This is a genomic window from Pseudomonas sp. LH1G9 (assembly GCF_002949975.1).
Taxonomy (GTDB): domain Bacteria; phylum Pseudomonadota; class Gammaproteobacteria; order Pseudomonadales; family Pseudomonadaceae; genus Aquipseudomonas; species Aquipseudomonas veronii.
Genome location: NZ_CP026880.1, coordinates 2,068,214 through 2,086,440, shown reverse-complemented (window position 1 = coordinate 2,086,440; position 18,227 = coordinate 2,068,214). Strand labels below are relative to the sequence as shown.

Here is an 18,227-nt window from a genome sequence, read left to right as displayed (position 1 = left end):
TCAGGCAAAAAATTGAAAAAGCGTGGCCACTGCAACGCTCACGGCAAGCAGCTCAGTCCTGTGCGCCGGGCAGGCGCACCTCACCCTCTCGGGGCTGCACCGGCTTGGGCAACGCCAGGCGACTCTCCTTGCCACGCAACAGCGCATCGGGCCCGACGAGCAGGTCAATGGCGATGGGGCGCGGGGTGGCGGTCCAGGTCTTGCTGAAAAACCCTGTCGACGTCACGTCGACGCCGATCTGATAGAGCTTGACGCTGCGCGTCGGGTCCAGGTGCGCGTAACCGGCGGCGATACCGACCATCTTCGCGCCCTCCAGTCGCGGCAGGCTCAACTGGCGGGTCTGGCCCGGCTCGATAAACAGCCGCGTCAGCCCGATCATCCCGGGCGGCGCGCTGTTCATCAGCAGCAGGCTGCTCAGTTGCTGGGAACTGCCGGTGTAGGCGGAAAACGCACTGATCTGATCGAACTGCGTGACCACCACCAACAGGTTATGTGCCTGGCCGTCGTACTGATTGAGGTCGTTATCGGCGGTGAAGCTCAGCTCGATGGCGTTTTCGGTGTAGTCCCATTTGAGCGCGGTGAGGGCCTTTTGCTCGGGGGTGAGGTCCTGGCTGCTGCAGGCGGCGAGCAGGATGCACAGGGCCAGTCCGCCTATGGAAAACTTGATGGAGGGCGCACGCCCCGCGCTGCTCACGCCATCACCAGCACAGCGGTCTGGCTCGGCTGCGAAACCGTCCCCATGGTGTTATTGGCGTTGTGCATGGTCTGGCAGGTGACACGCACGGCGGGCTTACCGGCGACCATCACTTTGGCGCTGCCATCGATGAAGATCATTTCACCCTTGACCTTGCCGCTGGTGACACCACCGGCCACCCCAGCTTCATCGCCACTGGTCATCAACACCTTGCTCGACATATTCATCGCTGGCATGCCGTCCACCAGCACGTCCATCACCAATCCACCCGGGGCCGCGGCGCTGGTATCGGCAGCGTTGGGATAAGGCAATGGCACTGGCCCGGCGGGCGGAACGGGCGTCTTGCAGATATCGGGCACCGTGGACAGCGCCATCGCACCGCCGTTATTGAGCATATACATAATCGATCTCACCCCAGCTTGATGCTGTCGCCATCAATGGCAACGCTACGTTGTGCATTCAGGTCCAGCGTGTCGGCCTGCACGCTCCAGTCATCGCGCACGCGCTGGCGCAAGGAGCCGGAATGAAGTTCTTCATGGCCTTCGACGCGACGGCGGCTGTCAGCAAAATCCGCCTCGTGGCGCACAGCCTTTTCGCGGTGATAAACGCTGCTGTCGTGGCGCTCGACCCAGTGGTTCTGAAGATGCTCGCCACTCATGGCCAGGGTGCCGACAGTCAGATGGGCACGCTGCATCTGCACACTGCCCTGCTCGGCGCACACCCGGAGTGCGATACCGGCGTCAAGGCTCACGCCGTCGCGGGCCTGAATGCTCAGCGCGCCGGCGGGCAGGCTCAAATGCAGGTCACCCTCCAGATGCATACGCGCCGGTTGAGCGATGGCGCGTTCCAGCACGCTAAGGATGTAACCGCCTTGCGCGTCCAGGCTGACCAACACCTTGTCCCCCACTGCCGGACGCACCAGGCAACCGAATGCGGGTTTTAGCCAATAGCGGCGGCCATCGCTGCTGACCACGCCGAAACGCTCGCCATCCAGTGCGTTGACCTGCGCATGCCGCAATTGAGCAGCGGCATCGCAATATTGCGGGGCTTCATTCATCTCGATTTTCCTAAAGAGGCAGGCTGCCATTGCTCGGCGGCGAGGCGTTCGGTATCTACGGGCTGGATGGCCTGGGGGTTGCTCTGCTGCCAGTCGGCCTGGGTGAAATCAGCGGCATGGGCATTCATGCCGGTCACGTCGGCGGCGACGAACGAGGCGCGTGGCGCAAGCAACGCGGTGCAGTCGGCATAACGCAACAGTGCGCGGTCAAAGCGCGCGCCTGGCATCTGGGCGTCGATCAGGATGGCCATCTCCAGAACGGCATCACTGAAATCGACCGAGTCAAAATGGCTGGCATTGAACAGAGCGCCCTTGAGATGGGCACCGGCAAACATCGGCGCGGTTCCCTTGCTGCGGTAGAACGACGCGCCCTCGGCCTGCACGGCATGAAAATCGGCCCCGCTCAACGACGATTCATCGAAGGCACACTGCTGCAACGACGCCAGACCGAAGCGCGCCTGATCGAGTTGGCAATCGATCAATCGTGCCTTCGCAAAATGCGCCGACTGGGCATCAAGGCCCGTCAGATCGCAGCGGTTCCATTGGGATTTGCTCAACTGGGCGGCTGCCAGCCTGATACGCGGTACGCGGCACTCCGCGAGTGTAAACGCCTGTAGCTGCGCGCCCGACAGATCCAGATCCTCGCCGTGGCATTGCGCCCAGCTGGTCTTGTTCCAACGCACATTCGTGAACAATGCGCCCTGCAATGAACACCCGTTCATGTGCAACGAGTCCGCAGTGCTCTCGGAAAAATTGGCGCCGTCCAGGCGGCAGTCTTTCCAGTGGCTTTGGGTCAGCATGGCGCCATTGAATTGCGCGCCACGCGCATCCACTTGTTCCAGCCGCGCGTTGCTCAAATCGACACCGCGATAGTCGCCACCGGCCAGATTCAACGCGCGCAAGGGCTGCCAATCAGCCAGCAATGCCCTTAGACGCTCGGCACTTAATACCTCAAGCATGAGTCAGGCTCTCCTTGAGTCGGCAGCGCGTCATCAATGCCTGCTCCAGGCGCACACCGCTGCCGTGTACAGCGTCACTGGCCAAGCCATGCAAGTTGCTGCCACTGAGGTTGGCCTGCTCCAGGCATACCTTGCGCAAGCGGCCGTTAAGCAGGTTGGCGCCGGACCAATCAGCGCGACTCAAGTCACATCCCGACAGGTAGACACCTTGCGCGACCAGCCCGACACCGTCGGAATCACTCAGGTCGCAACCGCTCAGCAGCGCGTCGTTAAGCCGTGCGCCGCGCAGGCTGGCGTGATTCAGATCGGCGTCTTGAAAACTGGCAGCGGTCAGGTCGGCATCGTCCAGGCGCACACCCGGCAAAACGCAGTGAGCGGCCAGGCGCAGGTTCTGCAGGTTGCACTCGCGCAAGTCCAGATCACGGCCCACCACCTTGGCGAAATCGGCTTTGCTGAGATTGGCGCGGCGCATATCCGTCGCGTCCAGTGTGCAGTCGTAGAGCTTGGCTTTGTGCAGGTTGCTGTCGGTGAGTCGTGCGCCGCTCAGGTCGCATTTATTGAGGCGTAGTTTGCTTAGATTGGCGTTGCTCAGTTGAGTCTTGTCGAGGCTGCATTCGTTGAGTTGGGCTTGTTGCAGGTTGGCTTCGGTGAAATCAGCAGCGGAGAAATCACAGTTCTGAGCGCGGATATCGATCAAGCTGGTGCCGCAGAACGAAGCGCCTTGGCATAGAACCCTATGAAACATTGCGTCCTGCAAGCGCGCCTTGCTCAGATCCGAAGCACCCAAGTCGCAGTCGATGAACTGACAGTGGCTCAGATCGGCGTTCTGCAGTCGAGTGCCATTGAGCTTGCAACTCATAAAAGTGGTATTTCTCAGGTCAGCGCTGCTCAGATCGATTTCGCAAAGATCAAGGCTCTCCAAACTGAGGTCTTGCAGCGTCTTACCTGCCGCGTGCAATGCCAGCAGCCGCTCACGGGTCAGACTGCAGTATTCAGGAAGCGGGAGAATGGGGGCGAATTGGATTCGATCAGCCGCCAGCGCTTTGTTCATGACGCTTAAAACACGGTCTATCTCAGCTTCCACGGCTTGAGACTCTGCTATGGCGGCAGTCAGTTTTTCCTTGGCTTGCGCCTGCTGGTCTGGAGGCAGCTCCAGGCGCTCAAGCATGTCCATGATATCGACCTTCGGTGCTGGCTGTTTAGCACGCGCCAACGCTTGCTCTGCATCTATGCCCAGCCGGGTCATCATCTGCTGGGCATACTCCATGCCTTGGGCCTTAGCCTTGGCGATTTCCGAATCAATTTCCAGCGCCAATGCCTCGGGGTCAAAGGGCTTGAGGGGGCGCATCGGTTCGCGCATCAGAACCGTAAAGTCCGTTGTCGCTGATGGTGGGTAATCGGTGGGGTTGAAAGGCAGGTTCATGCGAGTCGCCATCATCTGAGCGTATTGCATGCACTGCTCATGAGTTGCGCTTAACGCTGCATATTGCGCATCCGCAGCGGCCTGCAAACTGGCGATTATCGGCCCGGAGTCGAACGGGGTTGGTTCGACAGGCGCAACCTTGACCGACTCGACGGGAGGGCGTGGCCAAAGCCGCTCAATCCAGACTTGCGCGTCCAGCACGGGGTCACCCGCTCGCTCGAGGGCCGTAGCCAATTTGACGATATCTTGCGCATCTATATCGAGCACCGGTACTTCGACGCGGTACAGCAGAAGAGCACTTTGCGCATCAGGGAACAGCCATACCGTATCCAGGTCCATCGACATTTCGGTAACGGGTACACGCTTATCCGCACGCTCAATAAACAGCCGTGGCCGCAGGCCCGGCAATCGCCCGGCGACCCGGGCCTCGGTAGGGTGCATGCCTGAGATCGACCAGGCTTCGTCGCCACGCCAAAAACCGGCGTTGCATTGGTCCTGCGCCACTTCATCGAACCAGCGCGCATCAGTATCCGTCGGTAAGAATGGGGCGCGATAAGCAGTCCAATGCTCGTCAAGGGTGCCCATATACTGGCGGCGCTCAGCGCTTTGTACTGGCAATGGCAAAAAACTCGCCAGGGCTGGCCGATCATTGGGGTCAACAACTGTGGCATTCGCCACTTCCAGTTGTGCCAACGGCATTCCTTGCGCGGCGTCCACCTCCGGATAATGGCCTTTGCCTGTCGGATTATCTGGCCACTTATTACCGCCATAAGCGCTTTCAAAGTCCAACGGCAGGTTATCCAGTTGACCGCTCACAACGGGCGTCCAACCCAGAGGCCCTTTGCGCCATTGCCGCGGCGCGAGTACATGCAATGTTTTTTCCATATCCCCCAGACGCACCCGCACCGCCATGCCACCCCGTTGCACATCGGTCAACGGATAAGCCTTACCCTGTACGGCAAATGTGCCTCGACTTTTCTTTAAACCCCGATCAAGCATCTGCTTGCCAAGTCGCTCGGTTAACCAGGCCCAAGTTTCCCCAGCGGCCATTACCTGATCTTCAGCGTCCACCAGCAGACCCAGGGTGACGACCACACAATGAAGGTCCAGAAGTTTGGCATTGGCTAGCAATAGAAGGCTGGCCTGTTCACATTTGAGCTGCATCGGACTCTCCGAATAGGAAACTTACGCCTCTTTTTTTCCGTATCACGGCGCGGCAGCGGGCGGTGCAGCAGCATCGCCCGCTGCCGCGACCGCATCGGCGGCGCCATCAAGCAGGTCAACGGCGCCGTTTACAACCGCATTGGCTCCGCCCGCGGCCACTTTCACCGCAGCAAGACTTGGGCGTGATGCTAGCTTCAGACTTAACAGGCTGGGGCTGGGGGCTAGTTCAAAACACGGAAATTCCTGTACTTGATCCGAAGTGATCGTTGCACCCACTATAGTGCCGCTAACTCTCATGAACTTACTAAAAAAGGCGTTACCGCAAACTTCTAAATCCCCATCCACAAGAACATCACCAGTAACATGCACCTGGCCTTCAAGATGTATGATCTCGTCCGACTTTATGACAATCCCTGCCGCATTGATAAGTATGCTATTCCCACCCAGCTTAATCTCATATGAGGTTACATTTTCATGGCAGTAAATATCTGTATTCTTCAACTCCATCTTTGAGTTGGATGCTCGAACTATATGCATTCCTTTCAGATATTCTGAATTTTTAATACTCGCCTTATGATACTCCCAGGCACTGTTGCCAACGCTTTTCTTATACAAACTGTAGTCAGCCGAAAGCGAAACCAATCCAAGTTTCACTGACACGCCAACCCCGTAGAGAGAGAGACTTCCGCTGGCTATATTTACGTCACCCTTCAATTGAAGCATTGAAGTTGTAACGTCTAATTTTGTGCTCAGCTTTGGGTTGGCTATTGCGTCTTTGAAATTATCAAATCCGCTTTTCTCTGATGCGCTATTTGTTGTGCTTGGCGCGGAGGCAAGCTTGCTGCTACTGGCGGGAGTGGGAGGCCGATCTTTAAAGTTGGCACCCATCAAACTCTCTGAAGAGCTCGTCCCCGCCACCGGGGCCGGCGCATGCCCTCCCCCTATGGATTGCCAATAAACACCTGGCACCTGATGCTTATACGAACTAGACGCCAGCTGCATATGCTTGTCCGTGCGCAAATGCGCTCCACTGACATCGCCCTCACCCAAGGTAAAACTACAACCGGTGGACGCCCCCATCTTCATCATCGGCCCGGACGGGCTGTCTTCCATCGCAAACAAATGCCCACCGGGAGTGCTCAAGCCACTTTGGGTCGCGTTTTCGTCGGTGACCACATTGGGATTCTCGGAGTTGGGCACACTACCGGTGATCACCGGGCGGTCCGGGTCGCCGCCCAAGAACGAAACCAGCACTTCCGTGCCTTTGAGCAGCGGGAAATTCATGCCGTGGCTCGAACCACTGGACAGCGTGGCCATACGCAACCAGGCCGAACCACGCGTCGCATTCTTCTCACCGCGAATGAACGGGAAACTCACCCTGTAGCAACCATGCTCATTGAGCAGCGGCCGACCGGTATCTTCATCACCATCCACCACCGCACTGAGCACGCCCTGCACATAAGGCCGCGGTGTCACACAGGGTGCGCGGTACTGCACGTCGCCGGGCAAGGCGATAAACCGCGTGTTGATCCCCTGCCCCGGCCCTTCCCCCTCCGAGCCGAGGCCCGGCAACGGCTGATAACCGTCATGGTGAACTTCAATCACCTGATAACCGGCATTGAACAGCGGACGCGGGTGGCCGACTAACAGCATCGGATAACCGGCGCGCAACCCCGTGGCTCGACCGCTGCCATGAAACTCCCGTTGACGGCAACCGATGGCCTGGGCGCGGCGATTGGCCAACCATTGCCCCTGTTCGAGCGAACCGAAGTGCTCGCCATACAACCCTTGTCCGCCGATAAATACAGACGAACCAGAGACGGCCTCTCGTTGTGCGGTTGAGGCATCTGCGCCAAGGCTGGCAGCTGCCACCGAAGCATTGACCTCTAACTTCAACTGCGCGTTACTCGCGGAAAAGTCCTGGAGCGTGACCCCCGCCGCTTGCCGCACGAGTTTGCGCTCGAAGGTCCGCGCCACCGCCAGGACCCGGCCTACCTCCAGTTCCGAATCTTGGCGGCGATAGGTCAGCAGACTGGGGAGTTGCGGCTGGTACAGTCGGTCGCCACAGAACACCAGTGCCTCGCCGTCAGGCCCCTGCTCAAAGAAGTAATACACGCCGAAATATTCAAGAAGACGTGAAATAAAGGCGAAGCTGGTTTCTTCGAACTGGCAGGTAAACGTCGCCTGAGTCAGCGGATCATCGGCCAGCGGCAGGCGGATATCGAAGTCATACGCCGCCCCGGGCAAACCGTTCATACCCGCCCCTTCGACAGTCAGGTCGGCCAACTTGAGCACGTCGCGAATCAGCTCCGGCAGACTTTTGTCCAGCCAGATTTCCGAAAAGCGGAAATGCCGCAACTGCACGAAGCGCGGTTCCAGCACCACGCGGTAGTAGTAATACAAGGAGTCGGCGTCGAGATAATCCACCTCCGTGACCACGCCCTGATAGGGATGCGGCTGCCCCAACGCATCGCTCAGGGTCAATACCGCTCGGTTGCCCAGCAGCGCTTCGTCGTCGAACAATGGATTGATCGTGGCCAGCCGAACCTCGAAGCGATAGGGCTGAGAGAGCTGTTCCTCGCCCTGCCACTGCTGCACCCATAATGTTTCGAGCAGCAGCGAGGGGGCCAGGCTGGCGAAAGTGCAGAGCGCATGATCATTGAGAGCCATCAATCAATCCTTGTTCTTCAGTCGGTAAACGAGCGGTCACTCTAGGGGCTCAAGCAGCGCTTCACGCTCGGGTAAAGACCTGATCGCATCGACATCTTGCGTGGTAATGATCCACTCGCCGCGCGCATCCACCGCCACATGCAAGCCGGCCAGGGGCCGCTGATCGGCAATCGCCCCGAGCAAGACGTCAGACAGGCGCGGTGTCAGGCTCTTACGCAAAATGAAGTCGATATTGCGCGCCCCGCTTTCCACTTCCGTGCAGCGCGCGGCGATGGCGTCGGCGACCTCTTCTGCAAACGTCAGACGGACTTTCGACGAAGCCAGCAGACGCTCGCTGAGCCGGCCCAGCTTGAGGCGCACGATGCCCGCCAGTTGCGCGCCACCCAGGGTGAAGAACGGCACGATGGTCATGCGCGCCAGCAGCGCCGGTTTGAAATGCCGGGACAGAGTCGGGCGGATTTTTTCCGCGAGGGTGTCCGGGTCGGGCCGCCCGTCGACGCACAGGTTCTGGATTTCTTCGGTGGCCAGGTTGCTGGTCAGCAGCACCACGGTGTTGGAGAAATCAATCTGCCGCCCTTCGCCGTCGGACAGGCTGCCCTTGTCGAAGACCTGATAGAAAATGTTCACCACGTCCAGGTGGGCTTTTTCCACTTCATCGAGCAGCACCACCGAATACGGACGCTTGCGCACCGCCTCGGTCAACATGCCGCCCTCGCCGAAGCCGACATAGCCGGCGGGCGAACCCACCAAGCGGCTGACGGTGTGCTTCTCCTGATACTCGCTCATGTTCACCGAGATCATCGCCTGTTCGCCGCCGAACAGATGTTCGGCCACAGCCAGAGCGGTTTCGGTCTTGCCGACCCCCGACGGCCCGACCAGCAGGAACACACCCAACGGCTGTTGCGGATCGCGCAGGCCGGATTGCGCGGCCTTGAGGATTTCCGCGATCTGCTCGACGGCGGTGTCCTGACCGCGAATACGCATCTTGAGGTTGTCGGCCAGGGCCAATACGCCGCCCGCCGCATCGCGCAGCACTTTGCCCAGCGGCACGCCGGTCCAGTCGGAAACCACCTGGGCAATCGCATCGGGGCTGACCTCGGTGAACAGCAACGGCGCATCGCCTTGCAGTGCGGCCAGGGTTTCACGGGCCTGATCCAGCTCGGCCTGACGTTCCTCCAGCGAGGCCAGTACCTGCACAACCTCGCCTTCGGCCGGAACCGGCAGGTCCTGTGCTTGCAGGGTCAGTTGCTTGCGTGCTTCAAGGACGCGCAGCGCCGCGTCGCGCTCGGCCAGCCAGCGGACTTCCAGCGCAACCCGACGCTCGTCAATCTCAGCCTGTTCGTCGGCGATATCCGTCAGGCGCTGGTCTTCTACGGGGAAACCATTGCCACGGTCGCGCTCCAGCGCGCTCTGTTCACGCGCCAGACCGGACAACTGCCGCTCCATGCGCTCCAACTCGGCAGGCTTGATGCCCAGGCCGATGCGTACCCGGGCGCTGGCGGTGTCGAGCAAGTCCACGGCCTTGTCCGGCAGCAAGCGCCCGGTGATGTAGCGATCCGACAATTCGGCGGCGGCGACGATGGCGTCGTCACGCACGCTGACCCCGTGGACTTTTTCGTAGTGCCCCTTGAGCCCGCGCAGGATCAACACTGCGGTTTTGACACTCGGCTCGTCCAGCTTGACCAGTTGGAAACGACGCGCCAGGGCCGGGTCTTTCTCGAAGTACTTCTTGTACTCCGACCAGGTCGTGGCGGCGATGGTGCGCAACTCGCCACGGGCCAATGCGGGTTTGAGCAGGTTGGCCGCATCCGAGCCACCCGCCGCGCCGCCGGCGCCGATCAGCATGTGCGCTTCGTCGATGAACAGGATCACCGGCGTGGTGGACGCCTTGATCTCTTCGATGACGCCACGCAGACGGTTTTCGAACTCGCCCTTGACGCTGGCGCCCGCTTCCAGCGCACCGAGATCCAGGCTGAGCAAACGTGTGTTTTTGAGGAAGTCGGGGACTTCGTCCTGGCTGATCAACAACGCCAGGCCCTCCACCACGGCGGACTTGCCCACACCTGGCTCGCCCACGGCGATGGGGTTGTTTTTACGCCGCCGGGCGAGGATGTCGATCATCTGGCGAATCTCATCATCGCGCCCGAAAATCGGGTCGATGCGCCCCGCCGCTGCCTTGGCGGTCAGGTCTTCGCAAAAGCGCGCGATATTGTCTTCGGCTGCGGGCGCACTGCCGCCGGCGCCGGCCAACGAAGCACAGGCCGCGCCGGTCTGCAGGCTGTCCAGCGGACCTTCGCTGGAGCCGCCCAACAGTTGAGCGAACTCTGCGGTCAGGGCATCGGTGGATATCGGCTTGAGCAGTTCGCCGTAACGCGTGCCAGCACTGTAGTAGCCCAGGCGCGATACCAGCGCCAGCAGCAGCGAACCGCCGCGAATCCGCCCGCTGCCGACCACCAGCGAGGCAATCAGCCAGGCGTCCTGAATCCATTCGGTGAGCAGGCCAGCGAACACCGGACGTCCCGGGTTGCCGTTTTTCAACTGCGCCAGGCCCTCATCCAACAGCGCACGCAAGCGCATCGGATCGATCTCGAAGCGCGCGAGAATGCGCGTCGTATCGGCATCCGGATCTTCCAGCAACTGGCGCAGCAGGTGCTCCAGGGAAATCTCGTAGTGAGCGCGCGCCAGGGTCTGGCCCGCCGCGTTCTCCAGGGCCTTGGTGCTGTACACATTGAGCCGTGCGAACAGCGGTTTGAGTTCTACCTGAATCATCTAGCGAGCCCTCTCTTCGAGCATTGGTCCGTGTTCGGCCGTCAGCATGAATACAACGTCGTCCTGTGTGTCTCCGTCACCGAGCCAGGTATCCAGGCCCAGCCGCTGCCAGCCGCCGCCCAGCGAAGCGCACTGCTGCTTATCTGCCGCAAGACGCATGACCAGACGGCTGCGTAGCGGTGTCTGCAAATACAACCCCACCAAGCGTTCGAGCTTTTGATACAGCGCCTGCCCCGGCAATAACCCGTGAAAACGCTCGGTACTCAGTGACGTCAGGCGGATATCCAGGGTGCCGCTGCGGTCCATGACTTCACGACCGAGCAGGCTGTTTTCGCCCAACACCCCGCACTGCGTGCCCAGGTAAGTGCGTGCCGTGCGGTCGATCCGCAGGCGCGTCTCGACACACGGCACGACTTCCACCGTCACATCGCTGAGTACCGCCTTGACCAACTGCTGCAGACCCAGGGCCGAGCGCGGGTACTGGTTGAACAACCCGGCATACCGCAGCAAATCGGTGGATTGATCGCGCTGCTCCGGACGCGCATCCGCAATGCCGATCAGCGCCTGCAACTGACGCAGGCTCTTGACGTCGCGCCGCTCGGTAATGTCGATCCAGATCCGGTGCTTTTCCCAGGCACGGAACAGCAACGGATAGAGCGAGGCATGCAGGATGTCGAGAAAGTCACGTCCCGCCGAATGGCCCAGCAGTTGTTCGTCGATCAGGTCTTCGGTGTAAAACGTCGGCAACGGCGAAGTGACGCCATACAGCCCGAAGAAGTTGGCCTCGATCCGATAACGACCGTCGTCGTCCTGCTCGATCCCTTCGATATCCCGCAGCGGAAACCCGAGCCCCAGCCGCGGCCGGACCCGCACGTTGTCGACGAAGTGTTTTTCGCTCGGGAAACGTAACCGCAACAGGCGCAAGGCCTGGAAAAACCCGAACTCGCCGCCGTCATCGAGCAGCGGATCGATCACAACAGGCGTTGGTGCCCGATCTTCGCTGGCCATTTCAAGGTCTCGTGGTTGACGCTGTCGAACAGCGTGAAGGCGGTAAAGCTGTTGATGGCCGTACAGCCGGCGAAAAACTCATCCAGCACACAACCGAACAGGTAGAAATTGCCGGGGCTGAGGAAATAGTCGCCCCGGCACTCGACCCGGACCACACTGCCTTCGATCGGCAGCCCGCGAATAAAACGCCGCTCGTGGCTGACGGTGACTTTTTCGATGGCATCGATGCGCCGCTGGTTGGCGTCCTGGGCCCCTTCGCCGACGCTCGGCAGATACAGCGCGAGCAGGCCGCGCAGGTAGTCGCGATCGGCCAGGCGGAAGTGGTTGGCATTGAGCTGCGAGAGCATGCGCCACAGCAACTTGTCGTCGAACTTGGGCGGCTGGCACGGCGTAATGCCGCGAATGCTCTTGAATTCGACCCTGGGCGGCGTGTTGTCGGTGGGCTGGTTCAAATCCCCCAGGCGCAGGCTTTCCGGCAGCTTGCCATTGGTGCAGAGCAAGCCGATGGACAAGGTCATCTCGCCCGGCACTTTGCCTTCGCTGTAGGGCAGGCTCAGATAGTGGTCATAACCTTGGGCATCGATACTCGAGGCGCGGATGCGCAGGTTATAGGTGTCGCGCTGCGAGAAGGTATTGAACGGCTCCAGCAGGCGCTCCCCGCCTCCAGCGGAATAAGCACTGACCTTGAGCACCGAATGAATCCGCATGCTCATGCGCTGGCCATGGTCGGCAGGCTGGATGCGATAGTCGACTTGCTTGTGGTCGATGCGCAGCGGGTGTGCGTCCTGGGCGAACAGATTGATCGCTGGCGTCACCCCCAGCAAAAAACTGTTGGCCGACAGGTTCGGTGTCCAGTCCGGCAGGTTCTCGAACATCAGGCGCACGCTGAAGCGCCCGTCTGCGCCTCTGGCTCGCCACTGTTTGAAGCCGCGAAGCTCGATAAACAGGAATTTCTCGGGCAGCGCGAAGTATTCCTGCAGGCACCGATAGGCCGGGTGCGCGGTATCGGGAAACGGCAGCAAGGCGTTGCTCGCATCGAATCCCAGGCCACGCAAATGGCTGGCCGGCAATACCGTCATGGGCTGCTCTTGCGCAGAGATGCGAATCTCGCGCAGGTTGAGCTGCAACAGACGCAATAACTTGGAGCCATCGACCAGGCCATCCCCCAGATAGAAACGCAGGCTGTCAGCCAGCCAGCTATTCGGGTCAGCGGTGGTAAAAGCAAAGTCCAGGACCAGGCTGCGCTCTTCACCGGCGCCGCCGTCCCAGCGGCTGCCGAGCAGTTGCAACGGTTCCAGGTCGACCGCCGCTGTACTGCTAAAGCGCACGCGCTGGCCATCGACCGGCACCGAGGCAATTTCGCAGCCGGGCTCGATACGCGTAACCTCCTGCAATGCCGTGCGCGGCTGAAATTGCAGCAGCGTCAGGCAGGGCAACGGTTGCAGGTAATGGGGATAGAGCAGCTGCGCCAACTCTTGAATGAACTCGGGAAACTCGTCGTCCAACCGTTGGCGAACCATCCCGGTGAGAAACGCCACGCCTTCGAGCAAGCGTTCGACGTCCGGGTCATTGGCCGAGTCCACCCCCAGCAGCGGCGCCAGGGCCGGGTTGCGGCGGGCAAACTCATCGGCCAGACGCCGCAGTTGGTTGAGTTCACTTTGATAATGGCTGTTGAGCATGACTTAGTGCATCGCCAGGGACACGCGACCGTCCGAAGACACACGCGTTGCCAGGTGAATAGGAATGTCCCGGTCATCGATCGACACCACGCCCTCAAGACTGAAACTCAGCGACAACACTTCCTGGGCACCTTCGGCGACCAGGATGCGCGGCGATTTCAAGCGAGGCTCGTAGCGGGCGATCATGCGCGTCATGTTCTCGATTATTTGCGTGGTCTCGCCGGTCGCAAACGAACCGGCCAGATTGGTGAAGTCGGGTACGCCAAACTCGGCGTCAATCGGCACGCTGCCGCGCCGGGTATTCAAAATGCGTTGCAGATGCTGGACGATCGACTGCGTCAACACTTCAGCCTGGGTCAGGTGCGTGCGACCGGTTTCGGCCTGCAGGCTTGTGATGCGCTCCAGCAATCGCTTTTCTCTCAACGCGGTGTACCTTCTGCAGTAACAAGAACACCGCCCTGGACCAGGGCGGCATTGAACCGTCGAGCCGGGCTTACGCTTTTGGCGCCAACCACGAGTCTTCGGCTTCGATACCGTCCGGTACCCAGGTCCAGACGATTTTTTCGTAGGTGATGCCGATGTCTTCCATATGGCCCATTTGCTTGAACTCAGGGCTCAACACGTTCGGCACCCAGGTGCGGGCCGAAACGAGTACGGCATTGCTCAGGGTGATGGTGTAGTACTTTTCTTCGGTGCCTTTAGGCGAGATCCGATAGAACTCCAGGACTACCGACTTGAGTTGCTCGCCGGAAGTCAGGGCTTGCAGCAGCTTTGGAGAAGACTTATCGATTTCCTTGGTCAGGGTCATGCCCTGGTGGACACGCTTGCCGGCAGGCAGGCCGGTCTGCGGGTTCTTGGGAATATCGATCAGGTGTTCGACGGCCTGAACAAGGATCTTTCCTTCATGACCGGTAACCGTGCTGGAACCTTCGATCTTGCCTTGGTTCTGGCCTTCGATACTCAAGTAGCATGGCATTGGCATAACGTGTACTCCGGGTTTAATCAGTGAGTTTTCAGGCATCGATCAGCGCCTCTGGCCCTGTCTCGCTGCGTTGAATCCATCTTATGGAAACGCCGAGGCAATGACCCTCGGGTGAACACCTGAATGGGCAACGGCGGCGTTGCCCATTCGCGCTACCGATCAGCTCTTGTCGAGCTTGCCCACCAGCGACAGCGTGAAAGACGCGCCCATGTACTTGAAGTGCGGACGGACTTTCAAACCGACGCGGTACCAGCCTGGATCGCCTTCGACGTCGCTGACGGTAATCTCCGCCTGACGCAGTGGGCGACGGCTGCGCACACCGGCGGCGGGGTTATCCATGTCGGCCACGTACTGGCGAATCCAGGTGTTGAGCTCCGACTCCAGGTCGCCACGCTCTTTCCAGGTGCCGATGTTTTCGCGCTGGATGACCTTGATGTAATGGGCCAGGCGGCTGACCACAAAGATGTACGGCAGTTGGGTGCCCAGCTTGTAGTTCAGCTCGGCTTCCTTGCCTTCTTTGTCATTGCCGAAGAACTTGGGCTTCTGGCACGAGTTGGCGGAGAAGAACGCCGCGTTATCGGTGTTCTTGCGCATGGTCAGTGCGATAAAACCCTGCTCGGCCAGCTCGAACTCGCGGCGCTCGGAAATAAGCACTTCGGTCGGGATCTTGGTCTGGGTTTCGCCCATGGCCTCGTAGTTGTAGATCGGCAAATCACCGACGGTGCCGCCGCCCTGTGGGCCAATGACGTTGGCGCACCAGCGGTACTGGGCAAAGCTGTCGGACAGGCGACTGGCAAAGGCAAACGCAGCGTTGCCCCACAGGAAGTCCTGGTTGCCGCCACCGACGTTTTCGTTGTAGCGGAACGTCTTGGCGGGGACCGTGTCTTCGCCATAGGGCGTGCGCAGCAGGAAGTGCGGCAATGTCAGGCCAACGAAACGCGCGTCGTCGCTTTCACGAAAGGCATTCCATTTGGTGAACTGCGGCCCCTCGAAGACGGCTTGCAGATCCTTGAGGTTGGGCAGGTCGGCAAAGCTGTCGATGCCGAAGAACTGTGGTCCGGCCGCGGCGATGAAGGGCGTGTGGGACATCGCCGAAATCGCGGCGACCGACTGCAGCAACTTCATGTCCTGCGGCCCGGGGTTGAACTCGTAGTTACCGATGATCGAGCCGAACGGCTGGCCGCCGAACTGGCCGAACTCGGCGGTGTACACCGCCTTGTACAGACCCGAACGGGTGATCTCCGGCGCATCCTCGAAATCTTCGAGCAGCTTCTCTTTGGACACGCTGAGGATTTCCAGCTTGTTGTTCTCGCGAAAATCCGTGCGGTCGACCAGAAACTTCAGCGAGCGCCAGGACGATTCCAGCTTCTGGAACTGCTGGTGGTGAATGATCGCGTCGACCTGCCGGCACAGCTTGGCATCCAGCGTGGCGATCATGTCGTCGATCAACCCGGCGCTGACCTTCTCGGCCTGCCGGGCCGGCTCGAGCAGTTCGGTGACAAACGCTTCGAGGCCCTGACGGGTGACGGCATACGCCTCGTCGCCCGGCTTGACGCGCGTCGCTTCCACCAACTGATCCAACAGGGAAACCGACTCGACCGCCTGGCCGGTCGTGCTCGCTGCCTGACTCTTTTCTTCGCTCATGGGTTATTCCTTGTCCTTTACGCCAAGTTCCGAGAGCAAACGCTCGCGGGCCCCGTCATCGTTCATCAGGGCCTGCAGCTGTTTGCGAAACTCCGGCAAGTTACCCATCGGCCCTTTCAAGGCCTTGAGCGAATCCCGCAGGGCGATCAGTTGCTGCAACTCGGGAACCTGGGCCACGATGGCATCCGGCTCAAAATCGCGAATGGACTGGAAGGTCAGCGAGACCGGGATCTGCTCGTCCTCCGGCGCGTTTTCCGCCAGATGATTGGGCACCGCCAACTGCAGGCTCAGGTTCTGGCCCTTGAGCACATCGGTGAAGTTGTCTTTGTCGACGCGGATCGGTTTGAGGTCTTCAACCGGCGTGTCGTCTTCACGCAAGGTGAAGTCGCCGATCACCAGTTGCTTGAGCGGCAGCTCGACCTGTTCCTGCGCGCCGCCGGTGTCAGAGCTGTAAACAATATTGACGCGCTCTTTAGGCGCGACCGAACCTTCACTAGCCATTAAATCTCACTCCTGTTTACCGGACTCGCTCAACGCAGCCGTTAGAAAACTCATGGCATGGATATGCACACGCCTGCCAGGTATTGCCTGTTGCCCATTCAACTTGCCGGCGGGCTGGCCAAACGCCAGAACGCCGGCAAATCCATTGCCGCCAACTGTTGCGCCCACAGCGCTCTCGAACCGCCGTCGTCATGCGTCAGTGCCAACTCCAACAACGGCCGGACCAGCTCCGGCTCCCAACGATCGAGGCCCTGCTCCGTCGCTTCCTGGAGCAACACATCCAAGGCAACACCCAACTGCGCGCGCGGGTCGAAACGCTGTAGCAGATGGCATTGGGCAGCGCGCAGGCGAAACCGCTCGCGGCCGCTGCCCGCCTCTCGCACGGCGCTCTGCAAGCGCGCCAACGCTTCGTTCAAACGGCCTTCGGCGGCATCACGCGCGACTTCATCAATCAGCGTTTGCAGCCCATCCGTGGCGCCGCTGCCGGCCGCCGGTGCCAAACCTTCGAGCCAACTGCGGGTCGCGCCGTCGGCGAACGGCTGGCCGTCGGCGAATGTCAGCTCGACCAGCGCCGGCAGGCGCGCCAGAAAATGACGGGTTTCCAGGGCCAGGCTGGCAGCACCGGCCTGCGCCGCCGAACCGAGCCTCAAGAGCGCGGCATGACTGGCCCGATTGAGGTCCAGCCAGCACGGATAACTCGGTAACCGACCTTCGCAAAAACGCACGATGTCCAGCGGCTCGCCAACGCTCTGCAAGCGGCTGAAACTTTCGAGTTCCGCGTCCGAAGGCGGCGGCACGCGCGTCGTGTAGCCTTGCGCAGGAGGGACCTGCTCCAGGGTCGTCCACGCCAATTGACGATTGAGGCGAAACAGCAACGGCAAGGTCGCCCGAGACTCCAGGCAAAACCCCAGCAGCGGTGCAAGCGCGGCAAACACGCTATTGACCGCGTTCTCGATGGCTTCATCGCTCTCAAGACGGCCCAATGGCGGAGTCGGCACCAGGGCCGGGAGCGGCGCCGAAGGGGCGTGCGCAACCGGCGTCGGGAGCGCTGTAGGCGCATCGACTGCCGCTGGAACCTCTTCCGCCGTCACCGCTATTGGCTCGACACCCGCTTGCACGGGCAACTGCGATAGGCGACGACGCAACGCAAAAAAACTCGGGCCGTCGGCGTCCCGGTCGCGCCAATGGCGATCGATGGCGTCCCAGTCTTCAAGCAACTGCGCCAATTGTTCCCCGGGCACCGCTTCGAAGTTGGCTTCAAGTTTTACGGCGAGCCACTCGATCATCCACTCGGCCTGGTTGCGGCGGGCACGCAATCTGGCCGGCGGCGGGGTCAGGGTCTCCCAATACAACTCGAGCATTTCGCGCACTATATGCACGCCGGTCGCCAGGCCGGAAATGCCTTGCAGGGTGGTCCAGGCACATAACAACCAGACCGCGGCATTAAAGTCCTTGCCCTCTTCTCGCAGCACTTTTACACAGGCATCGGCGACTTTCTGCCAATCCACTCCGGACTCGGCGTGGATATTGTTCAATTTATCCACTTCGATTTGCGCGAGGGAAAAAGCCAGCCCTTCCCGAGGATTAACGCCAGCAGGATGAGTCAAACTGATCGCAAACGAACCTACTTCCCGGTCGAGGCAACTCATCCGTTACTCCTTACTTCAATAGGTTGTT

Annotated in this window: 14 protein-coding genes; all 14 read right to left on the bottom strand. The window is 60.4% G+C overall.

Annotated features, from left to right (window positions below; all coding sequences use genetic code 11):
- Window positions 1-52 precede the first annotated feature (52 nt).
- The 14 genes from tssJ to tssA all read right to left on the bottom strand — a co-directional run bounded on the left by tssJ (window position 53) and on the right by tssA (window position 18,199).
- Complete coding sequence (tssJ, locus tag C5F70_RS09770) at window positions 53-694, bottom strand: type VI secretion system lipoprotein TssJ (protein ID WP_104903200.1); 642 nt, start codon at window positions 692-694, stop codon at window positions 53-55.
- Window positions 691-1,095 carry a DUF4150 domain-containing protein gene (locus C5F70_RS09765; RefSeq protein WP_104903199.1) on the bottom strand — a complete coding sequence of 135 codons (405 nt, stop codon included), beginning with the start codon at window positions 1,093-1,095 and terminating at the stop codon, window positions 691-693. The genes tssJ and C5F70_RS09765 overlap by 4 nt, the downstream gene beginning before the upstream one ends.
- Window positions 1,096-1,103: 8 nt before the next feature.
- Window positions 1,104-1,751, bottom strand: a complete 648-nt coding sequence (locus C5F70_RS09760; RefSeq protein WP_104903198.1) for a DUF3540 domain-containing protein — start codon at window positions 1,749-1,751, stop codon at window positions 1,104-1,106.
- Window positions 1,748-2,710, bottom strand: a complete 963-nt coding sequence (locus tag C5F70_RS09755; RefSeq protein ID WP_104903197.1) for a pentapeptide repeat-containing protein — start codon at window positions 2,708-2,710, stop codon at window positions 1,748-1,750. The genes C5F70_RS09760 and C5F70_RS09755 overlap by 4 nt, the downstream gene beginning before the upstream one ends.
- Window positions 2,703-5,297, bottom strand: a complete 2,595-nt coding sequence (locus C5F70_RS09750) for a pentapeptide repeat-containing protein (RefSeq protein WP_104903196.1) — start codon at window positions 5,295-5,297, stop codon at window positions 2,703-2,705. The genes C5F70_RS09755 and C5F70_RS09750 overlap by 8 nt, the downstream gene beginning before the upstream one ends.
- Before the next feature lie 42 nt (window positions 5,298-5,339).
- The gene (locus C5F70_RS09745) at window positions 5,340-7,967 is read right to left on the bottom strand and encodes a type VI secretion system Vgr family protein (protein WP_104903195.1); all 2,628 of its coding nucleotides are present in this window, start codon (window positions 7,965-7,967) and stop codon (window positions 5,340-5,342) included.
- 36 nt (window positions 7,968-8,003) lie between these two features.
- Window positions 8,004-10,736 carry a type VI secretion system ATPase TssH gene (tssH, locus tag C5F70_RS09740; RefSeq protein WP_104903194.1) on the bottom strand — a complete coding sequence of 911 codons (2,733 nt, stop codon included), beginning with the start codon at window positions 10,734-10,736 and terminating at the stop codon, window positions 8,004-8,006.
- Window positions 10,737-11,744 (bottom strand): type VI secretion system baseplate subunit TssG, encoded by a 1,008-nt coding sequence (gene tssG, locus C5F70_RS09735; RefSeq protein WP_104903193.1) that lies wholly within the window; start codon window positions 11,742-11,744, stop codon window positions 10,737-10,739.
- Window positions 11,708-13,423: a type VI secretion system baseplate subunit TssF gene (tssF, locus tag C5F70_RS09730; RefSeq protein ID WP_104903192.1), complete on the bottom strand. Its 1,716-nt coding sequence runs from the start codon at window positions 13,421-13,423 to the stop codon at window positions 11,708-11,710. The genes tssG and tssF overlap by 37 nt, the downstream gene beginning before the upstream one ends.
- A 3-nt stretch (window positions 13,424-13,426) precedes the next feature.
- Window positions 13,427-13,846 carry a type VI secretion system baseplate subunit TssE gene (tssE, locus tag C5F70_RS09725; RefSeq protein ID WP_226926231.1) on the bottom strand — a complete coding sequence of 140 codons (420 nt, stop codon included), beginning with the start codon at window positions 13,844-13,846 and terminating at the stop codon, window positions 13,427-13,429.
- Window positions 13,847-13,916: 70 nt separating this feature from the next.
- Window positions 13,917-14,405 (bottom strand): Hcp family type VI secretion system effector, encoded by a 489-nt coding sequence (locus C5F70_RS09720; protein WP_017849099.1) that lies wholly within the window; start codon window positions 14,403-14,405, stop codon window positions 13,917-13,919.
- Window positions 14,406-14,564: 159 nt separating this feature from the next.
- Window positions 14,565-16,049, bottom strand: coding sequence for a type VI secretion system contractile sheath large subunit (tssC, locus tag C5F70_RS09715; RefSeq protein WP_017849098.1), 1,485 nt, complete (start codon window positions 16,047-16,049; stop codon window positions 14,565-14,567).
- Window positions 16,050-16,052: 3 nt separating this feature from the next.
- Window positions 16,053-16,550 carry a type VI secretion system contractile sheath small subunit gene (gene tssB / locus C5F70_RS09710; RefSeq protein ID WP_017849097.1) on the bottom strand — a complete coding sequence of 166 codons (498 nt, stop codon included), beginning with the start codon at window positions 16,548-16,550 and terminating at the stop codon, window positions 16,053-16,055.
- A gap of 98 nt (window positions 16,551-16,648) precedes the next feature.
- The gene (gene tssA, locus C5F70_RS09705) at window positions 16,649-18,199 is read right to left on the bottom strand and encodes a type VI secretion system protein TssA (RefSeq protein ID WP_104903191.1); all 1,551 of its coding nucleotides are present in this window, start codon (window positions 18,197-18,199) and stop codon (window positions 16,649-16,651) included.
- Window positions 18,200-18,227: the final 28 nt, after the last annotated feature.

What these genes read in the sequence shown, in the direction of transcription:
- C5F70_RS09765 (WP_104903199.1), bottom strand. Translation starts at nt 1,095, where the DNA reads ATGTATATGCTCAATAACGGCGGTGCGATGGCGCTGTCCACGGTGCCC.
- C5F70_RS09760 (WP_104903198.1), bottom strand. Translation starts at nt 1,751, where the DNA reads ATGAATGAAGCCCCGCAATATTGCGATGCCGCTGCTCAATTGCGGCAT.
- C5F70_RS09755 (WP_104903197.1), bottom strand. Translation starts at nt 2,710, where the DNA reads ATGCTTGAGGTATTAAGTGCCGAGCGTCTAAGGGCATTGCTGGCTGAT.
- C5F70_RS09750 (WP_104903196.1), bottom strand. Translation starts at nt 5,297, where the DNA reads ATGCAGCTCAAATGTGAACAGGCCAGCCTTCTATTGCTAGCCAATGCC.
- C5F70_RS09745 (WP_104903195.1), bottom strand. Translation starts at nt 7,967, where the DNA reads ATGGCTCTCAATGATCATGCGCTCTGCACTTTCGCCAGCCTGGCCCCC.
- tssH (WP_104903194.1), bottom strand. Translation starts at nt 10,736, where the DNA reads ATGATTCAGGTAGAACTCAAACCGCTGTTCGCACGGCTCAATGTGTAC.
- tssG (WP_104903193.1), bottom strand. Translation starts at nt 11,744, where the DNA reads ATGGCCAGCGAAGATCGGGCACCAACGCCTGTTGTGATCGATCCGCTG.
- tssF (WP_104903192.1), bottom strand. Translation starts at nt 13,423, where the DNA reads ATGCTCAACAGCCATTATCAAAGTGAACTCAACCAACTGCGGCGTCTG.
- C5F70_RS09720 (WP_017849099.1), bottom strand. Translation starts at nt 14,405, where the DNA reads ATGCCAATGCCATGCTACTTGAGTATCGAAGGCCAGAACCAAGGCAAG.
- tssC (WP_017849098.1), bottom strand. Translation starts at nt 16,049, where the DNA reads ATGAGCGAAGAAAAGAGTCAGGCAGCGAGCACGACCGGCCAGGCGGTC.
- tssB (WP_017849097.1), bottom strand. Translation starts at nt 16,550, where the DNA reads ATGGCTAGTGAAGGTTCGGTCGCGCCTAAAGAGCGCGTCAATATTGTT.
- tssA (WP_104903191.1), bottom strand. Translation starts at nt 18,199, where the DNA reads ATGAGTTGCCTCGACCGGGAAGTAGGTTCGTTTGCGATCAGTTTGACT.